The organism is Rhodococcus sp. FH8 (assembly GCF_019266085.1).
GTDB lineage: Bacteria > Actinomycetota > Actinomycetes > Mycobacteriales > Mycobacteriaceae > Rhodococcus_F > Rhodococcus_F qingshengii.
This window is the reverse complement of sequence record NZ_LPNQ01000078.1, coordinates 213,915-239,164: the sequence shown is the minus strand read 5'-3', so window position 1 is coordinate 239,164 and position 25,250 is coordinate 213,915. Positions and strand designations below refer to the sequence as shown.

The window sequence follows — 25,250 nt, the reverse complement described above, 5'->3', positions numbered from 1 at the left end:
ATTGGGTGTGTATTCACACCATTTGGTACCAATGAGTTTGTGTGTGCGTCATCAATGTTTCCGCACTGTTACTTGTGAATGCTTTCACGAACTCGCGGTATGTCAATAGGTTTGAACGGGTTCGTGGGCCAACTCACTAATTTGTGACACACCTGACGGCCACCTGGGCGTCACCGGCATTTTACGCGATTTCGACCTTTTGGCACCAGAGTTTTTGCAGGTCAAACGTGTTGCCTGACTCACGTCGTAATCGGTGCGAACACTTCCAGTGCATCCGGGACCGAGGTGAATTCGACCTTTTCACGAAGTCCGATGTAGTCGCCATCCATCTGGAGTCCGATCGGTCGCGACGATTCGATGGTGATTGTCGGGACGTCGTCGGTGCGTAAGAGGACCTTCGATTTCGGCTCCGCGCCGCGTGCGAGTAGTTGCCGCACAACCCGCAGGGACGGCAGAACTTTGGTGCTCGTCATGGCGAAGATGCCGAGTCCACTGTCGAAGGTCGTTCCCGGATTGGTGTGGACGGGACGCTCTTCCAGATATGTCCACGGGCTCGAGTTCGAGACGAATGCGTAGTGGACTCCGGAGACGGGATCCTGATCGGGAAGGTGGACGGTCAGCGCTGGTTCGGCTCGCTTGGCACGGAAGAACGCCGCGATCGCGGTTCGGACATACCGGGCGGGTGTGGCGGCGTCACCGTTCTTACGGCTGGCGTCGACGGCCTCGCACACATCGGCGTCGAGGCCCATTCCGGCGTTGAACGTGAACCAACGGTTGTCGCAGTGTGCGAGCCCGATTCGGCGCCTGGTCCGTTCGGAGAGGAGGTCGACGAGTTGGTTCGTGGCGTCGATCGGGTCGGCGGCAATACCGAGTGAGCGCGCGAAAACGTTTGCCGAGCCGCCTGGGACGACAGCGATCGTCGGGATCGGACCGACCGGAACCGATTTCATCGACGCGGGATGCGGTGACCCGAGCAGTCCGTTGACCACTTCGTTGACCGTTCCGTCGCCACCGTGGACGATCACCGAGCCGAAGCCGTCTTCGTGGGCTTCGCGCGCCAGTTCGGCAGCATGACCCCGATGTGTGGTGTGCGCCACAGTAAGTCGCACCCGACTCTCGAGGGCGTGTGCCAACAGGTCACGACCGGCAGCGGTGGTGGAGGTGGCATTGGGGTTGACGATCAGCAGTGCGCGCACGGGGCATGAGCCTATCCGGTGTCGTGTTCTAGGCTGGCCTCGTGCCGAATACCGCCAGTCCGAACGCCCTGCCCAAGACAGTCACATGGGCGGGTGCCCTCGTGACGCTTCAAGGGCTGGTTGCCGCCGGGTTCGCGATCGTCGCAGTGATTCGCGGTGCAACCGGCCACGATCAGAGCGTCACCAACGGATACGGATTTGCCGCCTGGGTCGCGATCCTCGGCGGCGCGGTGTTGGCTGCCGGTATCGCTTTGCTGACGGGCCGCCGGTGGGGCCGGGCAATCGCCGTCGTCGCACAGTTGCTGCTCCTGCCGGTCGCCTGGTCGCTCCTGACCGATTCGCATCAGGTGCCGCTCGGCATCGTTCTGGGTGTCGTCGTTCTCGGCGCTCTGGGCTGCCTGTTCTCGGCTCCGACGTCTCGATGGATGGCAGCGGAGTACGGAGCGTACGCAGACGAGGTGTCGCCGGAAGAGGGACGCCCGGACGAGACCGACGAGCCGCGGGACAAGTAGGACGGAACGCCTACGCTGCTTCAGACCTACTCAGCTTCCGCTCTACTCAGCTTCGGCGGCGAGAGCTCCGAGGTGAGTACCGGTCAGGCGATACGTGGTCCACTCCGTCTTCGCGTCGGCGCCGAGTGACTCGTAGAACTTGATCGAGGGGGTGTTCCAGTTGAGCACCGACCAGGACAGCCGGGTGTAGTCGTTGTCGGTGCACTCCTTGGCGAGTGCGGCCAGAAGAGCCTTCCCGTGGCCTGATCCGCGCTGACTGGGCTTGACGTAGAGGTCTTCGAGGTAGATACCGTGGGCGCCGTCCCACGTCGAGAAATTGCGAAACCACAACGCCATGCCGACGACGTCGTCGGCCGAATTCACAGCGACGTGCGCGAAGGCCGTCGCGGCCGGCCCGAACAAAGCCTCGCCGATCTGTTCCGCCTTCACGGTGCACTCGTCGAGGGCCTTCTGGTAGTCGGCCAACTCGTAGATCATGTCTGTGATCGGCTGGACGTCTGCGGGCGTGGCGCGTCGGATCATAGGGAGAATCTTAGGCCTCAAGCCTCGACGAGCGGCGGCACGTTGTGATGGACGAGGTGGGTGGCGCCATGCTCGTAACCGAGAACCGAGTATGCGCCGGGGGACAAGGCGAAACGCTTTCCTTCCGTCACCGGGAGCTCGAGCCAGCGGGCGATGAGTGCGCGTGAGAAGTGGCCGTGCCCGATCAGGATCACGTCGCGTTCGGGTAGTTGCGAACGCACCATCGACAGCACCATGTCGGTGCGGGCGTGGATCTGATCGGCCTGCTCGCCGCCGGGGCACGGGTGCGTCCAGACGGTCCAATCGGGCACCGTTGCGCGGATCTCGGGCGTCGTGAGGCCTTCGTAATCGCCGTAGTCCCATTCGGACAGTGCATCCCAGGTTCGCTCTTCCGGCAGGCCGGCGAGATCGCCCGTCAACTGTGCGCGCAGCCGCGGACTCGTCAGAATCATGGGGTTCCGGAGGTCGAGGGTTCGCAAGCGATTTCCGGTCGCGGTTGCCTGCATCTCGCCGAGCGGAGTCAGCGGAACCTCGGTCCGGCCCGTGTGTTTCCCGGTGCGTGCCCACTCGGTTTCACCGTGTCGCATGAGTACGACGCGAGCACCGAGGGGGATCGACGAGGGGGCGGACTGGGACGTCATGTCGACCATCATTGCAGGCTGCCTCGCGTGTGTAGCTCGCCTCCTGGCGCGAAGTGCGCAAGGATCTACGTGTGACGACGGTTCTCGCAGTGGCGAATCAAAAGGGCGGCGTGGCTAAAACCACCACCGTCGCTTCTCTCGGTGCGGCTTTGTCCGCGCTCGGACAACGAGTTCTGGTGGTGGATCTCGACCCGCAGGGCTGCCTGACGTTCTCGCTCGGACACAACCCGGATCGCCTCGAGCGTTCGGTCAACGAGGTCCTGGCGGGTGATCTCGATGCGGTCGACGCCGTGCTGAAGACGGACGACGGTATGGATCTCCTGCCGGCCACGATCGATCTCGCGGGCGCCGAAGCGCTGCTCCTGATGCGACCCGGTCGAGAGTTCGCGCTCAAGCGGGCGCTGTCTCCGCTCCTGGGCTCTTACGACGTCATCATCATCGACTGCCCACCGTCGTTGGGTGTGCTCACACTCAACGGATTGACTGCGGCGCAGTCGGTTCTGGTTCCACTGCAGTGCGAAACCCTCGCACACCGCGGCGTCGGACAGCTGCTGCGTACGGTTCGTGAAGTCCAAGCCATCACCAACCCGGATCTTGTTCTGCTCGGCGCACTTCCGACTCTGTACGACGCTCGAACCACGCACAGTCGCGACGTGCTCGCCGACGTCAGCGACCGCTACTCCCTGGCCGTTCTGGCGCCTCCGATCCCACGCACCGTCAAGTTCGCCGAGGCGTCCGCGTCGGGTGCGACGGTCCTCGCCGGACGAAAGAACAAGGGCGCGGATGCCTATCGAGAACTCGCCGACAATCTCGTAAAGCATTGGGCTGGAAATGAAGTCGTGACTTTCGCGCCGGAACTGGCGCTCTGAGGAAGGTGAGCTTCTAGCGCAGCGCGAACAAGGTGTCGCCGCGCTGTTCCAGAATCGTCTCGCCCGCACTGGCGAGCACGATCGGTGTCGCCGTCTCACCGCGGTCGACTGCGATCATGCGCTGAACCGCTCCGTCCGACGGACTGACGGCTGCAATGCCGCCCGGAACGGGGATGAGCATCTGACCGGCAACCATGCTTCCGGGCCCGGACGTTCCGTTGACGATCCACGTCGGAGCCAGGTCGCTCAGGCGCAGGTTGACGGTCTGCGAGCCGGTCCACCACGTGATCGAAGCCTTGTCGGCGTGGGTGCGGGCCCCTTCGGTCACCGCTCCCTCGATCGGATAGTCGACGATCGGATTGCCGGTTCCGTCGAAAATGGTGATGCGAGAGACGGTTCCGTTGGCGGCAGGGAGGTAGACGGCCGTCTTCTCGCCGGCCACGGCCAGCAGGCGGGCGCCCTCGGAGTCGAGGAGAATCGAGGATCCGTACTCTTCGGGTTCCTGGGCGTCCTTGGGTGCGGGATTCATCACCGTCAACCTGTTGGAGGCTTCACCGGGGCAGCGCTCGAGTACCGAGACTCGGTTGGCGCTCGATGCAGCGTCGAGCAGCGTGCATCCGGTGCGGGGTTGCTTGTTGGGGTTGACCTTCGCGTCGACCCGGCCGTACTCGAGGGTTCGGACGAGGTCCGAGCGCCACAGTTCCATTCGCTCAGTGCCGCGCGAAATCAGGTAGGTGCCGTCCGCTGAAAGGCTGACCGCGGAATCGGCGTCGCTGTTGCGCTGGTCCTTTCGGGCGCCGGTGTCGGCGACCAGCGACGTGACCTGAGAGCAACCGCGATCGTCCTGATAGACGCTGACGACGCGATCCCACGAACCGATCGCGCCGCACAGCGGAATGTTGCGCGCGTATCGCCACACTTCTTCGCCCGTTGCCGGATCGCGGCCGATCACCTCGGAGCCGTCGGCGGTGACGACGGCATTTCCGACGGTGATCGGTGCCGTCGAGTCGGCACTGGGAGATTCCCACGTCTGCTTCAGGATGTCGGGTAACAACACCGACGTCGACAGAGGTGGGAGTGGAGATTCAGCGGTGACCGAGGTGGTTCCGCGCGCATCACTGCGCAACCACACAACGGTCACCGCCACGATTACGGCCAGCGCGATTGCCAGCGCACCGATCACATCTGAGCGAGTACGCCTTTCGGGAGCCAGCACATCGGCAGCTTACTCTGCGGCGCCTGCCGTCGCGGAAGCCGCGGGGCGACGACGCCGACGGCGACGCGGCTTGGCCGCTCCGTCTTCGTCCGAGTTGTCGGCAGCGGTTGCCGCGGGTGCCGAAGGGGGAGCTGTGGTGGCGCCGGCGGTGGTGGACGTCGCGGCGTCGGTCGAAGCGCCGGCGCGGGTGCGGCGACGGGTCCGGTTGCGGCGGGGAGCGGCCTTCTCTTCGTTGCCGTCCGAGTCGGTCGACTTCGGCGCGTCTGCTTTGTCCGTTGCTGCTTTGTCCGTTGCTGCCTTCTCAGGGGCGGCCTTGGCCTTGCGAACAGTGCCCTTGGCATCGGCCGGAATGGACAACTCTTCGTAGAGGTGCGGCGAGCTGGAGTAGGTCTCGACCGGGTCGGGGATTCCGAGGCTCAGTGCCTTGTCGATGAGCTGCCAGCGAGGGATGTCGTCCCAGTCGACCAGCGTGACGGCGATGCCGGTGCGTCCGGCGCGGCCGGTACGACCGATGCGGTGGACGTAGGTCTTCTCGTCCTCGGGGCACTGGTAGTTGATGACGTGGGTGACGTCGTCGATGTCGATACCGCGGGCAGCGACGTCGGTGGCGACCAGAACGTCGACCTTGCCGTTACGGAAGCCCTTCAGCGCCTTTTCACGGGCGATCTGGCCGAGGTCACCGTGGACGGCACCGACGGAGAAGCCGCGCTCGGCGAGATCGTCGGCGACTTTCTGGGCTGTGCGCTTGGTGCGGGTGAAGATCATCGTCGCGCCGCGGCCTTCGGCCTGCAGAACACGGGCGACCATCTCGGCCTTGTCGAGCGCGTGTGCACGGTAGATGTGCTGGCTGGTGCGATCGTGCACCGCGGAGGATTCGGCCTCTTCGGCGCGGATGTGCGTCGGCTGCGTCAGGAAGGTGCGAGCCAGGGTGATGATCGGGCCGGGCATCGTCGCGGAGAAGAGCATCGTCTGACGCTTGTCGGGGACCATGCCCATGAGGCGTTCGATGTCGGGGAGGAATCCCAGGTCGAGCATTTCGTCGGCCTCGTCGAGGACGAGAACGCCCACCTTGCCCAGGATCAGGTGCGACTGGTTGGCGAGGTCGAGCAGGCGACCCGGGGTGCCGACGACAACGTCGACGCCCTTCTGGAGTGCCGAGATCTGCGCCTCGTACGGACGGCCGCCGTAGATGGGCAGAACCTGGAGACCGCGGTCGCCGACCCGGAGGTACTTGCTGGCGTTCTCGAGGTCGCGGGCAACCTGGATGCACAGCTCGCGGGTGGGAACGATGATCAGAGCGCGGGGCGTGCCGTCGAGAACAGCTGTGCCGTTCTCGGCGGTGACGATGCGATGCAGGAGCGGGACGCCGAAACCGAAGGTCTTGCCCATTCCGGTGCGGGCCTGACCGATGAGGTCGTCACCGGCGAGAGCCAACGGAAGGGTGAGTTCCTGGATGGCGAAGGTGCGCTCGATGCCGATCTCGTTCAGTGCGCGGACGATTTCGTCGCGGACACCGAGTTCGGCGAAGCTCGGGGGTACATGGGTGTCGTCGAGCTGGACGGAAACGGTGTTCTCGGTTGCTTCGTCTTCGTGGTCGACAGTGATCTTGCTCAGGGGACTAGCCTTTCCTCGTGGCGGTACGCACGCACAAGGTAAGGGGCCAGGCCGTAAGTCGGCCGATGTCGATGCCCTCTTTTTCTTCGGTCATGCCTACGCCTCAGCACTGAATTCCACTCGGACGAATTCGAACCGTCCGGAGATCTCGGCGAAGCGGGCGACAACCGTCGATGCAGGTGCGCGCACATTATCGGTGGGGTTCGTGTGAATACAGCCGTCCCGGCTAACCAATTGGCCCGGGGGAACTGGCGAACTCCCAAGACCATTGTAGCTGCACGTTGTCCGTCCCTCGCGATGACATGTCGAAGATCACCGAATCGGACATGCGGTCCTTGCCGGTCGCGTCGGCCGTCGAAGCACTACAGTTCGTAGTCATGGGCGCACACGATCTTGATGCTTCGACGGACGCTGGAACCGGAGGCCGAGTCGCTTCCGATCACCCTGGCGTGATCGATTTGTTTGCCGTTCTCGCGTATGGCGAGATTTCGGCGTTCTACCGCTTGGCGGAGGACGCACAAATGGCACCGGACCTGCGAGGCAAGGTGGCGTTCGCCAGCATGGCCGCCGCCGAGATGGACCACTTCGAGACTCTGGAAACGGCGTTGACGGAACGTGGCCACGAGATCTTCGCCGTCATGGACCCGTTCGTTCGAGCTCTCGACAACTACCACGCGTCGACGACACCGTCGACGTGGCTGGAATCGCTCGTGAAGGCGTACGTCGGCGACGGAATCGCTGCCGACTTCTATCGCGAGATCGGGCACTCCCTCCCGGCGGATGTCGCGGAAATCGTCGAGGACGTGCTGTCCCAGACGGGCCACTCGGAGTTCGTGGTGCTCGAGGTGAAGGCAGCAGTGGAGGCCAGTACTCGCGCCAAGGACCGGTTGATGCTGTGGGGACGCCGTCTTCTGGGCGAAGCAATCACGCAGGCACAGTTCGTGCTGGCGCAGCGTGAAGATCTCACCGATCTGGTGATCTCCGCCTCCGGCGACCTCAACGGAGTTGTCGCGTTGTTCGACGGCATGCAGGCAAAGCATGCCGAGCGGATGGCGATTCTCGGACTCGTCTAGGTGCCTGTTCGCTCTGGGCACAGCGTGCAGAGGAGCGTGGGCGGTCGTTGCTGCATTAGCCTTGCGTCGACAACGGATGTAATTCACGAACAGTTCGGAGGTTGACCGTGGAGGTCAAGATCGGTGTAATCGACAGCCCGCGTGAGCTCATCGTCAACAGCGAACAGACCCCTGACGAGGTCGAGACACTGGTCGCGGCTGTCCTCGGTGGCCGCGAGCCGGTTCTGGCTCTCGTCGACGACAAGGGCCGCAAGTTCCTGGTGCAGGCTTCTCGTGTGGCGTACGTGGAGATCGGTCCGTCCGATATCCGCAAGGTCGGATTCGCGCCTACCGTCTGACGCGTAGCTGTAACAGCAGAATGGGCGGGCAGTCGTGAGACTGCCCGCCCATTCTCGTTCGGGTTCCGGTTACTTCGTTTCGGCTTGCAGCGGCACGTGTGAGAGACCGCCCCACGCGAGGGTCACGGTGATTTCCACGGCTTCTTCCTTCGGGATCGGCCGCGCGGCTTCGAGCCAGTACCGCGCAGTGAACTGGCTGGCACCGACAAGACCGACCGCAAGGATGCGCGCGCGGTACGGATCGAGTCCGGAATCCTGACTCACCAGGTCGAACACGGCGTCGACGCAGGCTTCGGTGGCTTGTTCGACGCGTGTCTGGACCTGAGGTTCGCCCATGATGTCGGACTCGAACACCAGGCGGAAGCCCTGGGAGTCGTTGTCGACGAAGTCGAAGAACGCCTGGACCGCGGCGCGGACACGCTGTTTGTTGTCCGTCGTCGATCGCAGGGCCTGGCGTACACCCGAGATGAGGCTGTCGACGTAACTCTGCAGGACTGCGACGTACAGTTCGAGTTTGCCTGGGAAATGTTGGTACAGAACTGGCTTGCTGACACCGGCACATTCGGCGATCTCGTCCATGCCGGCCGAGTGGTACCCGTTCGCAACGAATACCTCACTTGCAGCTGCGAGGAGCTGGAGGCGGCGCGCATCGCGCGGGAGGCGGGTGCTGCGACGTGTTCCGGCAGGCTTGCCAGCCGTTGTACCGCGATCGGAGTCAGTCCGATCCGCGAGTTCTGTCATGTCGCTTCCAATCTGAGCAAAAGTAATTCGGTCGGCGCGCGGATCCGCGAGTCGCGTGTGCGTACCCGCCAGTATCCTCCGTCACACCGGTCGTAGCCGAATGAACGATACCGTGTGTCGCCCGGGCGAGTCGCGCGTGCCTCGGTGAGCGAGACCAGCGGTCTGTCTCGTTACAGGACGGGCTGCCATGACACGCCAGGACCAGCAAGTTTCGGTCAGCCCGGGCGAGCGACTTGCCGTGTGTGAGATTCTGGACGACGTGACTGACCCAGGGGGACCGCGCATGCGTGGACGAACTACGCAGAACCCTGAACGTGAGGAACGTCGAATGCGTAGCGGAACTGGAGCGCCTCGCGACGAACGTCGGCCGGAGGTGCCGGATGATCGTGCCTACGGCGAACGCGACTATCGCGGCATTTCCTCCCATCAGCCTTTGCGCGCCCAATGGGATCCGACCAAACGAGAAGTGGGCCGAACCCCGCGTAATCCGCGACCGGACCGGGCAGCGCGAAAGCAGAGCAAGCTCGGGCGCTTCGTCTCGACCTACGGTTGGCGGGCCTACGCGATTCCGGTTCTCGTGGTGCTCACCATTCTTGTGATCGTCGATGCGGTGCGGCCGGACGCCACAGACTCCGCGAGCAAGACGTCGGCCACCGCCGACCTCGCGCACAGCACCGACGGAACCGATGTCATCGGTGCCCCACCGGCCGGAGACGGAACTTTTGCCTCGTCGATACCGTCCGGTGCCCTTCCCGACGGTGGTCCGTTCACCGTCGCGGGGGGTGGAACGTGGCACGTCGTACCAGGTACGACGGGCAAGGTCGGACAGGGAACCGAACGCGAGTTCACGTACACGGTCGAGATCGAGGACGGCGTCGACACGACCGGCTTCGGCGGAGACGAATCGTACGGACGCATGGTCGACCAGACACTGGCCAATCCGAAGAGTTGGACCAACGATCCCAAGGTCGCGTTCCGGCGCGTCGACGCCGGCGAGCCGGACTTCCGGATCTCCTTGACCTCACAGATGACGATCCGCGAAGGCTGTGGATACGAAATCGAACTCGAAGGATCCTGCTACAACCCGAGCATGGACCGAGTCCTGCTCAACGAACCGCGATGGGTGCGAGGCGCCATTTCGTTCCAGGGCGACATCGGCTCGTATCGGCAGTATCAGATCAATCACGAGGTCGGCCATGCCATCGGATACGCCGCTCATCAGCCGTGCGAGACCGAAGGCGGACTCGCACCGATCATGATGCAGCAGACCTTCGGAACCGCGAACAACGACATCGCTAGGCTTGATCCCGAGGGCGTCGTTCCGATGAACGGACTCACGTGCCGCTTCAATCCGTGGCCGTACCCCCGAGCGTGACCGGATCGAGAATCCCTGATCTCGTCTTGAACTAGGAGTGTTTCGCGGTGTCTGCAACACCCGTCGTATTGCCACCACTGGTGGAGCCGGCAGCCGAGTTGAGCCGGGAGGAAGTTGCCCGATACAGCCGGCACCTGATCATCCCGAACGTAGGCATGACCGGTCAGAAGCGGCTCAAGAATGCACGAGTCCTGTTCATCGGCGCCGGTGGATTGGGTTCACCGGCACTGCTCTACCTCGCGGCCGCAGGAGTGGGCACCATCGGGATCGTCGAGTTCGACGAGGTCGACATGTCGAACCTGCAGCGTCAGGTGATTCACGGACGCTCCGACGTCGGACGCCCGAAGGCGCTCAGCGCGAAGGAGTCGATTCTCGAAATCAACGAGCACGTCGACGTCCGGTTGCACGAGTTCCGCCTGGACAACTCCAACGCGGTCGAACTGTTCTCCGAGTACGACCTGGTCCTGGACGGTACGGACAACTTCGCGACGCGGTACCTCGTCAACGATGCTGCCGTCATCGCGGGAAAGCCGTACGTGTGGGGCTCGATCTACCGCTTCGAAGGGCAGGTCTCGGTCTTCTGGGAAGACGCCCCGGACGGCGCGGGACTGAACTATCGCGATCTTTACCCGGAGGCGCCGCCGCCAGGCATGGTCCCCTCGTGCGCCGAGGGTGGTGTGCTCGGAGTCCTGCCCGCGACCGTCGGTTCGATCATGGCGACCGAGGCGGTCAAGCTCATCACGGGGATCGGCGAACCGCTTCTCGGACGCCTGATGATCTACGACGCACTTGCGATGACGTTCCGGACGATCCGCCTTCAGCGTGATCCGACCCGCGTGCCGGTCACCGCCTTGATCGACTACGACGCGTTCTGCGGTGTCGTGTCCGAAGAGGCGAGTGCCGCTGCTGTCGGTTCGACGATCACGGCGCCCGAACTGGAGGCCATGATCGGCGAGGGACGGTCGATCGAGCTGGTCGACGTACGAGAACCGGTTGAATGGGACATCATGCATCTGCCGGGGGCCGTGCTGATCCCGAAGGACCGCATCCTGTCCGGTGAAGCTCTGGCGACGTTGCCGCAGAACAAGCAGATAGTGCTGTACTGCAAAACCGGCATTCGTTCCGCCGAGGCATTGGCATTTCTCAAGAACGCCGGTTTCTCCGACGCGGTCCACGTTCAAGGCGGCGCGATCGCCTGGGCGAACCAGGTGGATGCGAGTCTGCCGGTCTACTAGGCGCGCCTCGCGGGAGGCGGCGCCGCGCACCGGTAGCGTTGGGGTGTGAGCACAGGCCAACCTCCCCAGCACGTGTGCTCCACCTTCGGCCTCCGTGAAGTCGATCCCATCCCACTCGGTGCGGATTGGGACGGCGGGTGGCTGTGTGGAGACGTCGTCCTTTCAGCAGTCGCGGATCATGCCCGCGCAGCGTGGTCGGCGAAGGTGCGAGAGAACCTCGAAGTCGACGGCGTTCGGCTGGCTCGACCGGTGCGTTCGACCGACGGTCGTTACGTCGTCTCGGGCTGGCGTGCCGACACCTTCATCGTCGGATCGCCGGAACCACGTCACGACGAAGTGGTCTCGATGTCCTGCCGACTGCATGCGGCGACGGCCTCGCTCGAGCGCCCGCGCTTCCTTGCGCAACCGCCCGTGCCGCCGTGGGCCGAGGTCGACGTATTCGTCGCCGCTGATCGCGCGGCCTGGGAAACGGTTCCGCTGAGGATCGCGAAGGGCGTCGAGCAACTCGAGACGCCCACTCCTGACGGTCGCAAGAGTCTGGAACTGATCGCCGGGCTCGCTACTTTGCGTAAGCCGGTGCGGAGCCCGGACCAGCTCGTGCACGGCGATCTGTTCGGGACAGTGCTGTTCTCGGGCAGTATGGCGCCCGGAATCACCGACATCACGCCGTATTGGCGGCCGGCTGCGTGGGCCGCCGCCGTCGCTGTGGTCGACGCGATCTCGTGGGGCGGTGCCGACGAGGCACTGGTCGGCCGGTGGGAAGATCTCCCCGAGTGGCCGCAGATGCTTCTACGTGCGGTGATGTTCCGCTTGGCGGTTCATGTTCTGCATCCTCGCTCGACGGCGGACGCGTTCCCGGGGTTGGCCCGTACGTCCGACATCGTGCGCTTGCTGCTCTAGATCGGGGCGCCGGTACCGAAGTCCGAGACCAGGCCCTCGAACAGCTCGCGTGCGGCGTTCGAGGCGGCCACGGTGTTCCCGTCGACGACAGCGTTGACGAGGTTCGCGTGCTGCGAGTGGAATCCTTCGCCGGTTGCATCGATGTGCTGTTGGATCGTGGTCTCGATGACCGGGAGCAGGGAGTCGTAGAACTCCAGGTAGACCTCGTTGTGGCTGGCCGCGACGATTGCTCGGTGCAGGGCGACGTCCGCGGTGGTGGCAGCGTCGACGTCCTGACCCTCCCATGACGCGGTGCGAAGCTCGAGTAGCCGCGTCAGTTCGGCGATGTCGTCTTCGGTTCGCCGTGCGGCGGCGAGGGTGGCTGCAGTGATGTCGAGTGCGCGCCGAAGTTCGAGTACATCCCGCTGGTGGGCACCGGCAAAGTAGTTGCCGAGAGTGCCACCGAGGTCGGAGACAGCAACGACGTAGGTGCCCGATCCCTGACGACGTTCCAGCATTCCGGCGTGTACGAGCGCCTGGACTGCCTCGCGCACGGTATTGCGACCGGTCCCGGTCAGCTCCGACAGTTCCGGTTCGGTGGGGATTTTGGAACCGATCGGCCAGGTTCCGCTCCGGATCTCGTTGCGGAGTTGTTCGGTGACCTGCGAGATGAGACTTGCGCGTCGAACGGGTTGCACGTGGTTGTTTCCTCGGGTCCGGGTAAGTGGTGTGAATGTGACGTTAGATTACCGCGCTTGTGCGAGTTCGTCCGGTCATCCTATGATTTCCCGGTGACTGCTCAACTGGAGAGAACCGAAACCCGCTCGTTGGTACAAGGCCGTGTGCTCGTCTTCGCAGCGATTGCGATGTCTGCGCTCGTACTTCGACTTGCGGTGACCTCGTTCTCGCCCTTGGCGGCCGAGATTCGCGACGAGATCGGCTTCTCCGCCTCGATCGTCGGTGTCTTCGGCATGGTTCCGACCGCCATGTTCGCCATCTTCGGTCTCGTCACTCCCGCCATCGCGAAACGTATCGGGCTCGAGCGGACGGCCCTCGTCGCGATGCTCATGGCCGGCGTCGGAATGCTGTTGCGCGCCATGATGTCTCAGACATGGTCGTTGCTGGCCCTCTCGGCTCTGGCACTGGCAGGCATGGGAATCGGCAATGTCGTGATCCCGCCGTTGGTCAAGCGGTACTTCTCGGATCGCCTCGCCACCATGAGTTCGGTCTACATCGTGGCCGTGCAGATCGGCACCATCGTTCCGGCGTTCGTCGCAGTCCCCGTTGCCGACGCCTTCGGGTGGCGGTTCTCGATCGGCTGGTGGTCCGCCTTCGGCTTCGCCGCAGCAGTGCCGTGGTTGATCACCCTCGCTCGCTCGCGCAAGGCTCGCGCGAACGAAGCCGGGTCCGTCGAGAATTCATCGGATTCGGTTGCGGCAGTGGCAGAACAGCCACGCGGTCAGGTCTGGCGTTCTCCCGTGGCCTGGGGGATGGCCGGCATGTTCGGCATGACCTCACTGATCACGTATTCGATGTTCACGTGGATTCCCTCGATCCTTCGTGACGCCGGAGCCAGTGACGCCTTCGGCGGAACGATGGTCGGAATGTTCTCGGTGATCGGGCTCGTCGCAGCTTTCGGTGCACCGACGCTGTGCGCCCGCATGGCCAATCCCTTCCCTGTCGTGATCGCGTGTGCCGTCTGCTACCTGGTCGGCATGGGCGGGCTGTACTTTGCCCCGATGGCGGCGCCGGTCGTGTGGGTTGTCGTCCTGGGCCTCGGTCCGAGCACGTTTCCGATGTCGCTCACACTGATCAACCTGCGTACTCGTTCACACATCGGTTCCTCGGCACTGTCCGGCTTCACCCAGGGCATCGGCTACTCCGTTGCCTGCCTCGGTCCGCTCCTGTTCGGCGTTTTTCACGACGTGTCCGGTGGATACGCTGCGCCGTTCGGCCTGCTCGTCGTCGCGGTGATCGTGGTGCTCCTGGGCGCCTACCAGGCATGCAAGCCTCGGATGCTCGAGGATTCCTGGCACGCACCTGCGAAAAACTAGCTCACACCCGGTCTTGTTACCGGGTGAGGATCAATTGACTTCGCGGTCATCGCACGCAGCACCGGCGCAATAACCGTTTTCTACCTTTGGGTCTCCAACATATTCAGGAGGCCCTGGTGAGTCATTACATCGAGCATTGGGATGCAGAGGACGTCGACGCCTGGGAATCCGGCGGCAAGGACATCGCGAAGCGGAACCTGATCTGGTCAGTGGTAGCCGAACACGTCGGCTTCTCGATCTGGTCGATCTGGTCCGTGATGGTGTTGTTCATGCCGACGGATATCTACGGCATCGACGCGGCCGGAAAGTTCTTCCTCGTCGCAGTGCCCACACTTGTCGGGTCGGTCCTCCGTATTCCCTACACGGTTGCCACCGCACGGTTCGGCGGTCGTAACTGGACCGTCATGAGTGCGCTGTTCCTCTTCGTGCCAACACTTCTCACGCTCTACCTGATGATGAACCCGGGTGCGTCGTACACCACGTTCATGTTGGTAGCGGCCACTGCAGGTATCGGCGGCGGCAACTTCGCGTCGTCGATGACCAACATCAATGCCTTCTACCCGCAACGCCTCAAGGGGTGGGCGCTCGGTCTCAATGCCGGCGGCGGCAACATCGGTGTGCCGATGATCCAGCTGATCGGTCTGCTGGTGATCGCCACCGTCGGTAACCGCGCTCCGTGGATCGTCTGCGCCGTCTATCTCGTGTTCATTGCGGCCGCCGCCGTCGGTGCCGCGCTGTTCATGGACAACCTGGGCAACCAGAAGTCGGACCTGCGCTCCATGGCCAAGGCACTCAAGTTCTCCGAGTCGTGGGTGATCAGCTTCCTGTACATCGGTACGTTCGGTTCCTTCATCGGATTCAGCTTCGCCTTCGGTCAGGTTCTGCAGATCAACTTCCTCGCCGGCGGTGCCACTCCGGCCGCGGCGGCGCTGCATGCAGCACAGATCGCCTTCATCGGCCCTCTCCTCGGTTCGATCGCCCGGCCGCTCGGTGGCAAACTGGCCGACCGCATCGGCGGCGGCAAGATCACCATGTGGACGTTTGTCGCCATGGCATTCGCGGCATCGATACTCGTGACGGCCGGAACGATGGACGACAACACCGCCGGCGTCGCCAGCGCCGGGATCATGGTGACTTTCGTTCTCGGCTTCATCGCCCTGTTCCTGCTCTCGGGCATCGGAAACGGATCCGTCTACAAGATGATCCCGGCGATCTTCGAGGCGAAGGCTCAGAGCTTCGATCACATGGATCGAAGCGAGAAGGCAACGTGGTCGCGCAGTATCTCCGGTGCTCTCATCGGATTTGCCGGTGCGGTAGGCGGTTTGGGCGGCGTCGGCATCAACCTGGTGCTGCGCGCGTCGTACAGCAGCCCCGCGAAGTCGGCGACCATGGCCTTCTGGGTGTTCCTGGCCTTCTACATCGCCTGCATCGCAGTCACCTGGTTCGTCTTCCTGCGCAAGCCGTCGACGCTGACCACAGACGTCGACGAGGCGAAGGTCGCAGTCACGGCGTGAGCGGTCCGCAGAATCTCAGAACTATCTCGTACCTCAGGAAGTAGGCGTCATGAGCAAGTCGGTTGTTGTCATCGGACACGGAATGGTCGGACACCGATTCGTCGAGGCACTGCGTTCGCGCGACGAAGCGAACAACTGGTCGGTGACCGTACTCTGCGACGAGCAGTACGCAGCGTACGACCGAGTCGGGCTGTCCTCGTACGTCGGAGCGTGGGACCCCAAGGAATTGGCACTGGCCGGCAACGATTACGTCGGTGACGGCCTGGTCGATCTCCGAGTGGGGGAAGGCGCGCTCTCGATCGACAAAGATGCACGCACGGTCACGACGACAACCGGCGAGACGATCTCCTACGACGCTCTGGTGATGGCGACCGGTTCGTATCCGTTCGTGCCTCCCGTGCCGGGGCACGACGGCGACGGATGTTTTGTCTACCGCACCCTCGACGACCTCGACGGTATCCGGGCCGCCGCCGAGGAGGCTGGCCCTGGCGCTGTCGGCGTCGTGGTGGGCGGCGGTCTTCTCGGACTCGAGGCCGCAAATGCTCTCTCGCTCATGGGGATGACGGCACACGTCGTCGAGCACAATGCGCGATTGATGCCGATGCAGGTCGACGAGGGTGGCGGCGCACTGCTCGCTCGCCTCGTCACCGAACTCGGGCTCACTGTCCACACCGGTGTCGGGACGGCGGGAATTTCGCAGGCCGACAACGGAATCGTGGTCGAACTCTCCGACGGCTCCACCATCGACGCCGCGCTGCTCGTCTTCTCCGCCGGAGTACGTCCGCGTGATCAGCTGGCCCGCGACGCCGGGATCGCAGTGGGGGAGCGCGGTGGCATTCTGACCGACCTCGGCTGCGTGACGTCGGACGAGAACATCTATGCCGTCGGCGAATGTGCTGCGGTGGAAGGCCGTTGCTACGGTCTGGTCGCTCCCGGTTACACGACGGCCGAGATCGTGGCCGATCGTCTGCTCGGCGGCGCCGCGGATTTCCCGGGCGCGGACATGTCCACCAAGCTCAAGCTCATGGGCGTCGACGTCGCCAGTTTCGGTGACGCGATGGCGACCTCACCGGGCGCCCTCGAAGTCGTCCTCAGCGACGCGTCCAAGGGGACGTACGCAAAGCTCGTGGTCTCCGACGACGCGAAGATCCTGCTCGGCGGCATTCTTGTCGGTGACGCATCGGCCTACGCGTCGCTGCGCCCGCTGGTCGGTCGCGAACTACCCGGTGACCCGGCGACATTGATCTCGCCTGCGGGGGAGAAGCCGGGTGCAGGCTCGCTGCCCGACGACGCCGAGGTGTGCTCGTGCAACGCCGTGACGAAGGGAGCCATCTGCGGTGCAATCGCAGCCGGCGCATGCGACATCGCTTCGGTGAAGGCGTGCACCAGCGCCGGAACCACCTGTGGCGGTTGCCTTCCCACCGTGAAGCAGCTGCTGGCCGATTCCGGCGTCGTGATGTCGAAGGCACTGTGCGAACATTTCGCGCAGTCGCGGGCCGAGTTGTTCCAGATCGTCCAGTCGACGCAGACCAGAACCTTCTCGGCGCTGATCGCCAAGTACGGCAAGGGCGCCGGTTGCGACATCTGCAAGCCCGTAGTCGCTTCGATTCTGGCATCGACGGACTCCGATCACATCCTGCACCGCCAGCAGGCGTCGTTGCAGGACACCAACGATCACTTCCTCGCAAACATCCAGAAGAACGGTACGTACTCCGTGGTACCTCGGATGCCGGGCGGCGAGGTCACGGGTGAGCAACTCATCGTCATCGGAGAAGTCGCGCGAGACTTCGGCTTGTACACGAAGGTGACTGGCGGTCAGCGCATCGACTTGTTCGGTGCCCGCGTCGAACAGTTGCCCGCGATCTGGAAGCGCCTCGTCGACGCCGGGATGGAATCGGGTCAGGCGTACGGCAAGTCCCTCCGGACGGTCAAGAGTTGCGTCGGTTCGAGTTGGTGCCGCTACGGTGTCCAGGATTCGGTGGGTATGGCCGTCGACCTCGAGAATCGCTACCGCGGTCTGCGTTCGCCGCACAAGATCAAGTTCGGCGTCTCGGGTTGCGCCCGTGAATGTGCCGAAGCGCGAGGCAAGGACGTCGGCGTCATCGCGACGGAGAACGGTTGGAATCTGTATGTGGGCGGTAACGGCGGACAGTCGCCCAAACACGCTCAGTTGCTTGCCGGAGGCCTCGACGACGCGACCTTGGTCAAGTACATCGACCGCTACCTCATGTTCTACATCCGTACTGCCGATCGCCTCCAGCGCACGGCGCCGTGGGTCGAATCACTCGAAGGCGGACTCGATCACCTCAAGGCCGTGATTTGTGAAGACAGCCTGGGTATCGGCGAGGAACTCGAGGCACTGATGGCCAAGCACGTCGAGGGTTACCAGGACGAATGGGCCGGTGTGCTGGGTGATCCGGAGAAATTGTCGAGGTTCGTCTCGTTCGTCAACGCACCGGAAGAAGCCGACCCGACGGTTGTGTTCGACGAGACCGGAGTGCGCAAGGTTCCGGTCCTGATGGGCATGCCGAGCATCCCCACGCGCCGGTAATAGTCGCGTAACCCGTGGGAAACACGGGATCCGTAGAAACGTAGACAAGAACCCGCGCGACGTTGTCGCCGGATCGACAGGAGGACTTCGATGAGTGTCATCGATGCGCAGATCGCCAAGCTGGATTCGGATCGACTCGAATGGACGTCGGCCTGCCCGCTGAGCCATCTGATCCCTGGACGCGGAGTTGCCGTGCTTCTTCGCGGCGGCGAGCAGGTGGCGCTGTTCCTGCTAGAGGACGGCACACTCCGGGCTGTCAGCAACTTCGATCCGTACGGCCGCGCCGCGGTGATGTCTCGCGGACTCGTCGGCGACCGGGGCGGTGAGCCGATCGTGGTCTCGCCACTGCTCAAGCAGGCGTTCTCGCTGGTCGACGGCCGGGCGCTGGACGACTCGTCGGTTGCGCTGCCGGTGTACGGCGTTCGCGTGTGGGCTGGAGTCGTTCAGGTACACAGCTTGCAGATGCAGGGTGTTCGCTCGACTGTCGCCGATGCAGTCTCGTGAGTGACGACATGCCGTTGGCTGGATTCACGGTAGGTATCACTGCTTCGCGCCGCGCCGAGGAGTTCGCGACCTTGCTGACTCGTCGGGGAGCGGATGTCGTTCACGCTCCGGCGATTCGAATCATTCCGTTGGCCGACGACCGTGAGCTCGAAAGGGTGACACAGCAGATCATCTCGGATCCTCCCGAGGTGGTTGTCGCCACCACCGGGATCGGATTCCGGGGTTGGCTGGAAGCAGCCGACGGGTGGGGTGAGGCGGAAAATCTCGGATCCGCGTTGGGCTCGGCTCGTCTGCTCGCGCGCGGACCGAAGGCCAAGGGAGCAATCCGCGCGGCCGACCTTCGTGAGGAATGGTCACCGGCATCCGAGTCTTCCGCCGAGGTGCTCGAACATCTTCTGGCAGAAGGTGTCTCGGGAAAGCGGATCGCCGTTCAACTGCATGGTGCGACCACCGAGTGGGAGCCGATTCCCGACTTCTGTCAGGTGTTGCGCGAGGCCGGCGCCGAGGTCATCGCGGTGCCCGTCTATCGATGGGAACCGCCGGAGGATCCGACGCTGCTCGACCGGATGATCGACGCCATCGCGTCAGCCGGAATCGACGCCGTCAGTTTCACCAGTGCACCGGCCGTAGCCTCGATGTTGATGCGAGCCGACAAGACCGGGGATCTCGGAGACATTCTCGACGCGATGCGGGGTCCGGTGGCGGCAATGTGCGTCGGCCCGGTCACCTCGGCGCCGCTCGAAGCCTTGAATGTACCGACCACAGCCCCGGCCCGGGCACGTCTGGGCGCGCTCGCGAGACACATCGTCGACGAACTCCCGCAGCGAGCCAACAAGATTCAAGCCGGCGAACACGAAATCAGCATTCGCGGCGGTTGCGTAGTCGTGGACGGTGAAGTGAAGCAATTGCCGCCGGCTGCGATGTCGTTGATCCGCACTCTCGGTGCGAGTCCCGGTCGAGTCGTCTCCCGCGACGAACTGCTGGCTTCTCTTCCCGGCGGCGGCGGCGACACCCATGCCGTCGAGACCGCCGTCGCCCGATTGCGCGCGTGCCTCGGCGCGCCCAAAGCCGTTCAGACGGTGGTCAAGCGGGGCTATCGACTTGCCCTCGACCCCGGCGACTACGTACAGAATCCAGGTGACTATGCAACGCGATGACGATGTCCTCGTCCTGGTAGCTCATGGCACGCGTAGTGCACGTGGCGTGGAAATGGTTGCCGCACTGGCCGAAGCCGTCGGCACGCGCGTCGGACGCACGCGCGTTGCCTTTGTCGATGTGCTCGGTCCGTCACCTTCGGAAGTCCTCCGGGACACTCCGGGGCGAGCGATTCTCGTACCGGCGTTCCTGGCGTCCGGCTACCACGTTCACACCGATGTTCGACGCGAAGTGGCGATCAGTGAGCACTCGGCTGTGAGTGTGACGCCCGCACTCGGACCCGATCCGGCGCTTGCACGCGTGTTGCTTCGGCGCTTGACCGAAGCGGGGTGGAATCCGGGTGACGCGACAGTGCTTGCTGCCGCCGGGTCGTCCGATGCGCGGGCGCTGCGAGACGTCGAGCGTGCTGCGCTGATGCTTGCCGAAGCGGCGGGGACTCGTGTCGACATCGGGTACATCGCGACCGGGGAGCCGAAGGTAGCCGATGTTGTTGCAGCAGCACGCGTTCGCGGCGCGAAGCGAGTTTTTGTCGCCTCGTACCTCCTCGCGCACGGGCTGTTCCACGAAAGGTTGCACGCTGCAGGAGCCGATGGTGTGACCGAACCGCTCGGCGTCGATCCGGGAGTGGTGGACCTTGTCGTGAATCGGTATGAGAGTGCGCGAAGGGAACTAGTATCGCTGCATGACGTCTCACTCCGTAACGCCGACGTATGCCGACCTGGTCGCAGCAGTTCGTGAATCCGACGTCAAGGCACAGGCTCTCATCGGTGCACTGACCGAAGAGCAGGCGCGGGAGCCCTCCGGGCTCCTCGGGTGGAGTCGGGGACACGTCGTGACGCACATGTCGCGCAACGCCGACGCGCTGGGCAGATTTGTTGCCGGCGTGCAGGGCGGCGAATCGGGGGAGATGTATCCAGGGGGGCCGGATGCGCGCAATGCTGCAATCGAAGAGGGCGCAGATCGCCCGGCTGAATTGTTGGCCCTCGACTACCGCTTCTCGGGAACGAGGCTGGTCGATGCGTTGTGCGAGATCCCGACAGATCGACTGGACACACCGGTGCCGTGGCGCAAACCTGTGACGGCATTCGATCTACCGATCCTGCGCTGGAACGAGATCGAGATTCACCTGATGGACCTCGACATCGGTTACACCTGCCACGACTGGCCTGCCGAGTTCGTGGAATTCACTCTCGCCAGTCAGTTGGGCGCACTCGAGACGGCGGTCCCGGGTGTACGAGTGCCGTCACTGTCCGACGCGGAGACCTTGGCCTGGTTGGTTGGGAGGCCGACGAGGGTGGGGCTGCCGACTCTCCCTGCCTGGCCGTTCTGAGATGCAGCCGTTCTGAGATGCAGCCGTTCTGAGATGCAGCCGTTCTGAGAGTTAGAACAGGGTGGGGGCGCTCACGTCGTTGCGTGCTTGGGCCAACCGCGCACTCCACCTTTTCACCAACCACATCTCGACGATCTCGGGTTGGGTGCCGGCGGCATAGGCCCAGCTGTCGAGAAGTTCGCAGTACCGGCGGTAGCGACGCGTCGTGAAGCCGGTGACGGAAGGATCCTCGAGCCAGCCCTCGTGGATGAGCGTCGAGACTCCGTACTGGTCGATCATCTGAGCGCGTCGGCCTTCGTCCTGTACGCCCACTGCCCACATGAAAGCGGCCATCAGCGATACCCCGACACCGGGGGTGAGTGGCCACCCGGACCAGGTGTCGCGCCGCACGACGGGCATCGACTTGTTTTTCGAGCAGTGATCGAGAATGGCTGTGATCTGGGTCAGCGGATCCTCGTCCTCGCGGTGATGGGGATTGAAGACGTTGGGGAACCGCCGTGTGAAACGTCGGCTCTCGTGCGAGCCCTGCCAGGCCGCGCAGAGAAACAGTAGTCCGAGGCCGTCGTGCTGGGCGACAACGAGATCGCTCGACGGGCGAAGGTCGTTGCGTTGAACGATGGCTCGACCTTCGGTGATCACTTTGCCGTCGAGATCACGCCCGCGCAGGCTGATGGTGTGGCCGGCGTCCTTCAGGTGTGCGTTCCACCAATCCAGGTCGACGGTGGCTTCGTCGTCGAGGACGTGCAGTGGAAAGGTGCGGGAGCGGCACCACTCGACCAATGCGTCCGGCGGTTCGAATCCTTCGTCGACACGATTCATGGCGCGATGATCCCACGAGTCGCCGACAGGAATTCGTCCGACGCGCAGTCCACCGGGATGGAACCGGACACTCGCGGTACGCTCCGCTCATGAAATTCGCGTCCTCGCAGGTGCGGTCGGCGCTGTGGACGGTAGCCATCGCTTTGGCGGCCACGAGTCTGAGCGGATGTATCGGTGCCGTTGATCGGATGGATTTCGACAATCAGATGCGCGAACGTGGCGGTGGGATGACGTCGGAGTTGGTGCGAGGCGGGTTCGACAGCCTCGCACATAGATACGGCGTCGACGCGGTATCGGTGACCAGCATCGACATCAGCCCGATCGAGACGCTCGGAGTCACCGTTCGAGACCCCGGGAAGCCGACCCAGCTCGACAGATTCTCTTTCGACGGAGTCATTCTCGGCGAGCCGAGCCCCGTGCAAGTCAGTGTCACCGACGATCTCGATGCACGATCGTTCACGCTGGATCAAGTGCCGGCATTGACGAACCTCGAGAAGTTGGTCGACGACGCGCTGGAGAACAGCGGTGTCGACGACGGCGAAGTCACCGGGATCTCGGTCAGTCGCACCGAGGCGATTCGCGCATCCGTGATGGTGGAATCTCCACGCTCGCGGGCGCTGGTGGTCTTCGAGCCTGACGGAACTCCCTTCCTGGTGCACCCGCTGTGAGCCGCCGTATCGCTCCGTTGCTGATCTCCGTAGTGGTGATCGTGGTCGTGGGAATCTTTGCTGCACTACTGTCTTCGGTGATCTGGCCAGGACAGGTCGCTCATTTGGCGCCGATTTTCTGTGAAGCTCCCACATCGAGCGCGATGGTCGTCTCGGATACCTTTTCCGACGGCGACGGTACGTCCACCAATTTCACGCTGTATTGCGTCGGACCGCGCGGTCAGACCGTTGATGCCGGGTGGCTGCTGCCGTTCTTGGTGCTGTGGGGCGTGTATTCGCTGGTGCTTGCGACAGTGGTCGGCGTGGTCGGGGTCAACCGGCGTAGGCGCCCAAACGACTGACCCGATCAGCGTGGGAGGACAACCACTTCGGCGACGGCATCGTCTTCCGCGTGTGGCGGAACGAGTGCAAACGCGGAGCGCCCGATCAACCCCGCCAGGTGTGCGGTACGTACAGACGGTTCGGCGCGCCAGCGACCGTCGGCGGATTGTGTGACCGGCAGTAGGCGTACCGCATCGGAAGTCACCGCAGCGGCGTTCTCGATGATGCCGAGCAGTGGCGGTGGTGTGTCGCTTCCCGTCAAGGCGGCCACGACGGTGGGCAGCATCGTCAACAGGGTGGTCACTGCGGCGTACGGGTTGCCGGGGAGGCCGAGAACCACCCGACCACTGGGCAGGACAGCCGTTATCTGAGATCCGCCCGGGCGCGAGGCGACTCGCCCGACAATCGTGCGAGCGCCGAGTCGATCGAGCGCACTGCGCATTTCGTCGGCAGCGCCGCCGCCCGTGGCACCAATGACAACAAGCAGGTCCTGTTCAGTCGCATCCGCCAGTACACGCTCGAAACTGTCGGCCGTGTCCCTCAGGTGCGAATTCGCCACGCACCGTACGCCGTTGCTTTCCAGTAGGTAGGGGAGAATCCCACCGACGGAGTCGCGGGTCTGACCTTCACGTAGTGGACCGGTCCGCCGGATCTCGTCGCCGGTGACTGTCACGCGTGCCCGTACCGGACCACGGACGAGGGCGTCGAACACTTCACCGCTGGCAGCTGCGGAGACCACCGCCGGAGTCACCGCGGTACCAGTCGGGGCGATCGTGAATCCGGTGGTCCAATCTTCCCCTCGTGGTCGAGCGTCGTTGCGGTGCGGCGCATCCGGCAGTCTCCGTACCATCCGAGATGGCTCGTCGACGGACAGATACTCGTCACGAATCACCGAGGTGGCGCCGAGGGGCAGGTGTGCTCCCGTGGCAATGCGAATCGCTTCGCCTTCACCGAGTTCGAGTTGCCCGTCGGCGCCCGCGATACGGATCTCGGTGCGGATTCGCCAGGGACCCTCGCCGGAGACGGCGTACCCGTCCATCGCCGAGACATCGGATCGAGGAAGATCACCCAGGGCGACGAGAGGCTGCGCGAGCGTTGCTCCGAGACTGTCGGCGAGGGCGGCCCGGTGTGGTGACAATGCTGTCAGTGAGTTCCTGACGGCGGCGCGGGCTTGCTCGATCGTCAGGCGCGGATGGTTTCGCGCGCGGTCGATGTCCGCCGGTGTGTCGCAGTCAGTGGTGCCAGTGACACGCAGCGTCGAGAACGGTTCGGTGACAATCGCTTTCATAGGTTGATTCTCCAACCCCGAACTCTCCCGCAATGTGGACAGGCGTTGCCGGAGCTCGCGAAATGTCCACGCGGAGAGCAGGAATTGGGTTCGGTTGTTCTCGTCCACGGCACACGTCACCGGACTGTCCGTCGACGTGGCAGCTATCAAAGCGTCGACTGATACGGCCTCGATGTGCGGCAGATCGGACGCCAGGACCACCACCACGGCGTCGTCGGGTAACCGGGTCGCAGACAATCCGGCCCAGATCGCCTCGACAGGGCCGGCTCCGGCCGGAGTTTCCTGAGTTTGAGTGATGCCAGGATCAAGTTCAGGGCGATGTGGACCGACCACGACGACGGCGTCCAGATGCGCCGTCGCTGAAAGCGCGATGTCGAGGAGCCTGCGGCCGTGAACGAGCAGGCCGGGTTTGTCGACACCACCCATTCGGGTCCCGCGACCACCCGCCAGAATGAGGGCGGCGGTCGGCGGCGTGACGGTCATACCTCCATGCTGCCCCATCGCCCGCGTCACGACGACCGGTGACACGTGAATCAGAAGTGATACCGAGCTTTCTTCAGGTCGATCCGACCGTCCTTGATCGGCACGCCTTCGAGTTCGAGCTTGGCGATCTGACGATGAGCCAGGTGCGCCGACGGTTTGCCGGAGGCGCCGAGAACCCGATGCCACGGCAGGTCGGCAGAGTCCGTTCGCATGATCCAACCGACCGTGCGAGCACTGGAAAGTCCTGCAGCATCAGCGATATCGCCGTACGTCGCCACGAAACCGGCCGGAATCGACGCGATGAGGCGCCGTACCTCTTCGATCTGCTCTTCGGTGGTGGCTGCCATGTCGG

26 protein-coding genes are annotated in these 25,250 nt (G+C 63.9%); 16 read left to right on the top strand and 10 right to left on the bottom strand.

All coding sequences use genetic code 11. The features are described from left to right. Positions 1-239: 239 nt before the first annotated feature. Positions 240-1,196, bottom strand: coding sequence for a diacylglycerol kinase family protein (locus tag ATN38_RS24925; RefSeq protein WP_007731209.1), 957 nt, complete (start codon positions 1,194-1,196; stop codon positions 240-242). A 41-nt stretch (positions 1,197-1,237) separates the two neighbouring features. On the opposite strand from ATN38_RS24925, the gene ATN38_RS24920 reads away from it, so the two are divergent. Further along, positions 1,238-1,708, top strand: coding sequence for a hypothetical protein (locus ATN38_RS24920; RefSeq protein WP_007731217.1), 471 nt, complete (start codon positions 1,238-1,240; stop codon positions 1,706-1,708). 42 nt (positions 1,709-1,750) lie between these two features. Here ATN38_RS24920 and ATN38_RS24915 read toward each other — a convergent pair whose 3' ends face one another. Continuing rightward, positions 1,751-2,230: a GNAT family N-acetyltransferase gene (locus ATN38_RS24915; RefSeq protein WP_003940724.1), complete on the bottom strand. Its 480-nt coding sequence runs from the start codon at positions 2,228-2,230 to the stop codon at positions 1,751-1,753. A gap of 17 nt (positions 2,231-2,247) precedes the next feature. Then, positions 2,248-2,871, bottom strand: coding sequence for an acid phosphatase (locus ATN38_RS24910; RefSeq protein ID WP_080552758.1), 624 nt, complete (start codon positions 2,869-2,871; stop codon positions 2,248-2,250). A gap of 71 nt (positions 2,872-2,942) precedes the next feature. Between ATN38_RS24910 and ATN38_RS24905 the strand changes: the two genes are divergently transcribed. After that, positions 2,943-3,740, top strand: a complete 798-nt coding sequence (locus ATN38_RS24905; RefSeq protein WP_003940948.1) for a ParA family protein — start codon at positions 2,943-2,945, stop codon at positions 3,738-3,740. A 13-nt stretch (positions 3,741-3,753) separates the two neighbouring features. Here the strand turns inward: ATN38_RS24905 and ATN38_RS24900 are convergent, their stop codons facing one another. Beyond that, the gene (locus ATN38_RS24900) at positions 3,754-4,956 is read right to left on the bottom strand and encodes a PQQ-binding-like beta-propeller repeat protein (RefSeq protein ID WP_039973208.1); all 1,203 of its coding nucleotides are present in this window, start codon (positions 4,954-4,956) and stop codon (positions 3,754-3,756) included. A gap of 9 nt (positions 4,957-4,965) precedes the next feature. Then, positions 4,966-6,570, bottom strand: coding sequence for a DEAD/DEAH box helicase (locus ATN38_RS24895; RefSeq protein WP_039973209.1), 1,605 nt, complete (start codon positions 6,568-6,570; stop codon positions 4,966-4,968). Between the two features lie 377 nt (positions 6,571-6,947). On the opposite strand from ATN38_RS24895, the gene ATN38_RS24890 reads away from it, so the two are divergent. Both ATN38_RS24890 and ATN38_RS24885 read left to right on the top strand, forming a co-directional pair. Beyond that, a complete protein-coding gene (locus ATN38_RS24890; protein WP_029255047.1) occupies positions 6,948-7,643 on the top strand; it encodes a ferritin-like fold-containing protein in 696 nt (231 codons plus the stop codon). Between the two features lie 107 nt (positions 7,644-7,750). Next, positions 7,751-7,981 carry a DUF3107 domain-containing protein gene (locus ATN38_RS24885; protein ID WP_003942312.1) on the top strand — a complete coding sequence of 77 codons (231 nt, stop codon included), beginning with the start codon at positions 7,751-7,753 and terminating at the stop codon, positions 7,979-7,981. Positions 7,982-8,050: 69 nt separating this feature from the next. Here ATN38_RS24885 and ATN38_RS24880 read toward each other — a convergent pair whose 3' ends face one another. Beyond that, positions 8,051-8,722, bottom strand: coding sequence for a TetR/AcrR family transcriptional regulator (locus ATN38_RS24880; protein ID WP_003942309.1), 672 nt, complete (start codon positions 8,720-8,722; stop codon positions 8,051-8,053). 328 nt (positions 8,723-9,050) lie between these two features. On the opposite strand from ATN38_RS24880, the gene ATN38_RS24875 reads away from it, so the two are divergent. Genes ATN38_RS24875 through ATN38_RS24865 form a run of 3 tightly spaced genes read left to right on the top strand, consistent with a single transcriptional unit; the run spans position 9,051 to position 12,232 of the window. Next, positions 9,051-10,097: a DUF3152 domain-containing protein gene (locus ATN38_RS24875; RefSeq protein ID WP_007731223.1), complete on the top strand. Its 1,047-nt coding sequence runs from the start codon at positions 9,051-9,053 to the stop codon at positions 10,095-10,097. Positions 10,098-10,144: 47 nt separating this feature from the next. Continuing rightward, on the top strand, positions 10,145-11,332 hold the full coding sequence (moeZ, locus tag ATN38_RS24870) for an adenylyltransferase/sulfurtransferase MoeZ (RefSeq protein ID WP_214927300.1): 1,188 nt from the start codon (positions 10,145-10,147) through the stop codon (positions 11,330-11,332). 45 nt (positions 11,333-11,377) lie between these two features. Beyond that, complete coding sequence (locus tag ATN38_RS24865) at positions 11,378-12,232, top strand: TIGR02569 family protein (protein WP_064444279.1); 855 nt, start codon at positions 11,378-11,380, stop codon at positions 12,230-12,232. Here ATN38_RS24865 and ATN38_RS24860 read toward each other — a convergent pair. Continuing rightward, positions 12,229-12,909: a FadR/GntR family transcriptional regulator gene (locus ATN38_RS24860; RefSeq protein ID WP_003942319.1), complete on the bottom strand. Its 681-nt coding sequence runs from the start codon at positions 12,907-12,909 to the stop codon at positions 12,229-12,231. The genes ATN38_RS24865 and ATN38_RS24860 overlap by 4 nt on opposite strands. A 93-nt stretch (positions 12,910-13,002) precedes the next feature. Between ATN38_RS24860 and ATN38_RS24855 the strand changes: the two genes are divergently transcribed. The 7 genes from ATN38_RS24855 (at position 13,003) to ATN38_RS24825 (ending at position 21,319) form a co-directional block, all read left to right on the top strand. Further along, entirely contained in the window at positions 13,003-14,265 is a 1,263-nt protein-coding gene (locus ATN38_RS24855; RefSeq protein ID WP_064444280.1) for an MFS transporter, read from the top strand. Between the two features lie 113 nt (positions 14,266-14,378). Beyond that, positions 14,379-15,779, top strand: a complete 1,401-nt coding sequence (locus ATN38_RS24850) for a nitrate/nitrite transporter (RefSeq protein ID WP_085989607.1) — start codon at positions 14,379-14,381, stop codon at positions 15,777-15,779. A gap of 49 nt (positions 15,780-15,828) precedes the next feature. Then, positions 15,829-18,330: a nitrite reductase large subunit NirB gene (gene nirB / locus ATN38_RS24845; protein WP_064444281.1), complete on the top strand. Its 2,502-nt coding sequence runs from the start codon at positions 15,829-15,831 to the stop codon at positions 18,328-18,330. Positions 18,331-18,420: 90 nt separating this feature from the next. Next, positions 18,421-18,834, top strand: coding sequence for a nitrite reductase small subunit NirD (gene nirD / locus ATN38_RS24840; protein WP_218748875.1), 414 nt, complete (start codon positions 18,421-18,423; stop codon positions 18,832-18,834). Beyond that, positions 18,831-19,991, top strand: coding sequence for a uroporphyrinogen-III synthase (locus ATN38_RS24835; protein WP_003942336.1), 1,161 nt, complete (start codon positions 18,831-18,833; stop codon positions 19,989-19,991). Before nirD ends, ATN38_RS24835 begins: the two co-directional genes overlap by 4 nt. Next, positions 19,978-20,727, top strand: a complete 750-nt coding sequence (locus ATN38_RS24830) for a sirohydrochlorin chelatase (RefSeq protein ID WP_042922176.1) — start codon at positions 19,978-19,980, stop codon at positions 20,725-20,727. Before ATN38_RS24835 ends, ATN38_RS24830 begins: the two co-directional genes overlap by 14 nt. After that, a complete protein-coding gene (locus tag ATN38_RS24825; protein ID WP_192712541.1) occupies positions 20,672-21,319 on the top strand; it encodes a maleylpyruvate isomerase family mycothiol-dependent enzyme in 648 nt (215 codons plus the stop codon). The genes ATN38_RS24830 and ATN38_RS24825 overlap by 56 nt, the downstream gene beginning before the upstream one ends. Before the next feature lie 51 nt (positions 21,320-21,370). Here ATN38_RS24825 and ATN38_RS24820 read toward each other — a convergent pair whose 3' ends face one another. Further along, positions 21,371-22,138: a hypothetical protein gene (locus ATN38_RS24820; RefSeq protein WP_003942311.1), complete on the bottom strand. Its 768-nt coding sequence runs from the start codon at positions 22,136-22,138 to the stop codon at positions 21,371-21,373. 89 nt (positions 22,139-22,227) lie between these two features. On the opposite strand from ATN38_RS24820, the gene ATN38_RS24815 reads away from it, so the two are divergent. Both ATN38_RS24815 and ATN38_RS24810 read left to right on the top strand, forming a co-directional pair. Then, positions 22,228-22,806, top strand: a complete 579-nt coding sequence (locus tag ATN38_RS24815) for a hypothetical protein (RefSeq protein ID WP_042922177.1) — start codon at positions 22,228-22,230, stop codon at positions 22,804-22,806. Next, positions 22,803-23,147 (top strand): hypothetical protein, encoded by a 345-nt coding sequence (locus ATN38_RS24810; RefSeq protein WP_003942308.1) that lies wholly within the window; start codon positions 22,803-22,805, stop codon positions 23,145-23,147. Before ATN38_RS24815 ends, ATN38_RS24810 begins: the two co-directional genes overlap by 4 nt. A 5-nt stretch (positions 23,148-23,152) precedes the next feature. On the opposite strand, the gene ATN38_RS24805 is transcribed toward ATN38_RS24810, so the two are convergent. Continuing rightward, entirely contained in the window at positions 23,153-24,898 is a 1,746-nt protein-coding gene (locus ATN38_RS24805; RefSeq protein WP_218748873.1) for an NTP transferase domain-containing protein, read from the bottom strand. A gap of 50 nt (positions 24,899-24,948) precedes the next feature. Continuing rightward, complete coding sequence (locus tag ATN38_RS24800) at positions 24,949-25,245, bottom strand: MGMT family protein (RefSeq protein WP_003942322.1); 297 nt, start codon at positions 25,243-25,245, stop codon at positions 24,949-24,951. Positions 25,246-25,250 lie beyond the last annotated feature (5 nt).

Coding starts and splice junctions, on each gene's coding strand:
- ATN38_RS24915 (WP_003940724.1), bottom strand. CDS start 2,230: ATGATCCGACGCGCCACGCCCGCAGACGTCCAGCCGATCACAGACATG.
- ATN38_RS24910 (WP_080552758.1), bottom strand. CDS start 2,871: ATGACGTCCCAGTCCGCCCCCTCGTCGATCCCCCTCGGTGCTCGCGTC.
- ATN38_RS24890 (WP_029255047.1), top strand. CDS start 6,948: ATGGGCGCACACGATCTTGATGCTTCGACGGACGCTGGAACCGGAGGC.
- ATN38_RS24880 (WP_003942309.1), bottom strand. CDS start 8,722: ATGACAGAACTCGCGGATCGGACTGACTCCGATCGCGGTACAACGGCT.
- ATN38_RS24875 (WP_007731223.1), top strand. CDS start 9,051: ATGCGTAGCGGAACTGGAGCGCCTCGCGACGAACGTCGGCCGGAGGTG.
- nirB (WP_064444281.1), top strand. CDS start 15,829: ATGAGCAAGTCGGTTGTTGTCATCGGACACGGAATGGTCGGACACCGA.
- nirD (WP_218748875.1), top strand. CDS start 18,421: ATGAGTGTCATCGATGCGCAGATCGCCAAGCTGGATTCGGATCGACTC.
- ATN38_RS24830 (WP_042922176.1), top strand. CDS start 19,978: ATGCAACGCGATGACGATGTCCTCGTCCTGGTAGCTCATGGCACGCGT.
- ATN38_RS24825 (WP_192712541.1), top strand. CDS start 20,672: ATGACGTCTCACTCCGTAACGCCGACGTATGCCGACCTGGTCGCAGCA.
- ATN38_RS24820 (WP_003942311.1), bottom strand. CDS start 22,138: ATGAATCGTGTCGACGAAGGATTCGAACCGCCGGACGCATTGGTCGAG.
- ATN38_RS24815 (WP_042922177.1), top strand. CDS start 22,228: ATGAAATTCGCGTCCTCGCAGGTGCGGTCGGCGCTGTGGACGGTAGCC.
- ATN38_RS24805 (WP_218748873.1), bottom strand. CDS start 24,898: ATGACCGTCACGCCGCCGACCGCCGCCCTCATTCTGGCGGGTGGTCGC.
- ATN38_RS24800 (WP_003942322.1), bottom strand. CDS start 25,245: ATGGCAGCCACCACCGAAGAGCAGATCGAAGAGGTACGGCGCCTCATC.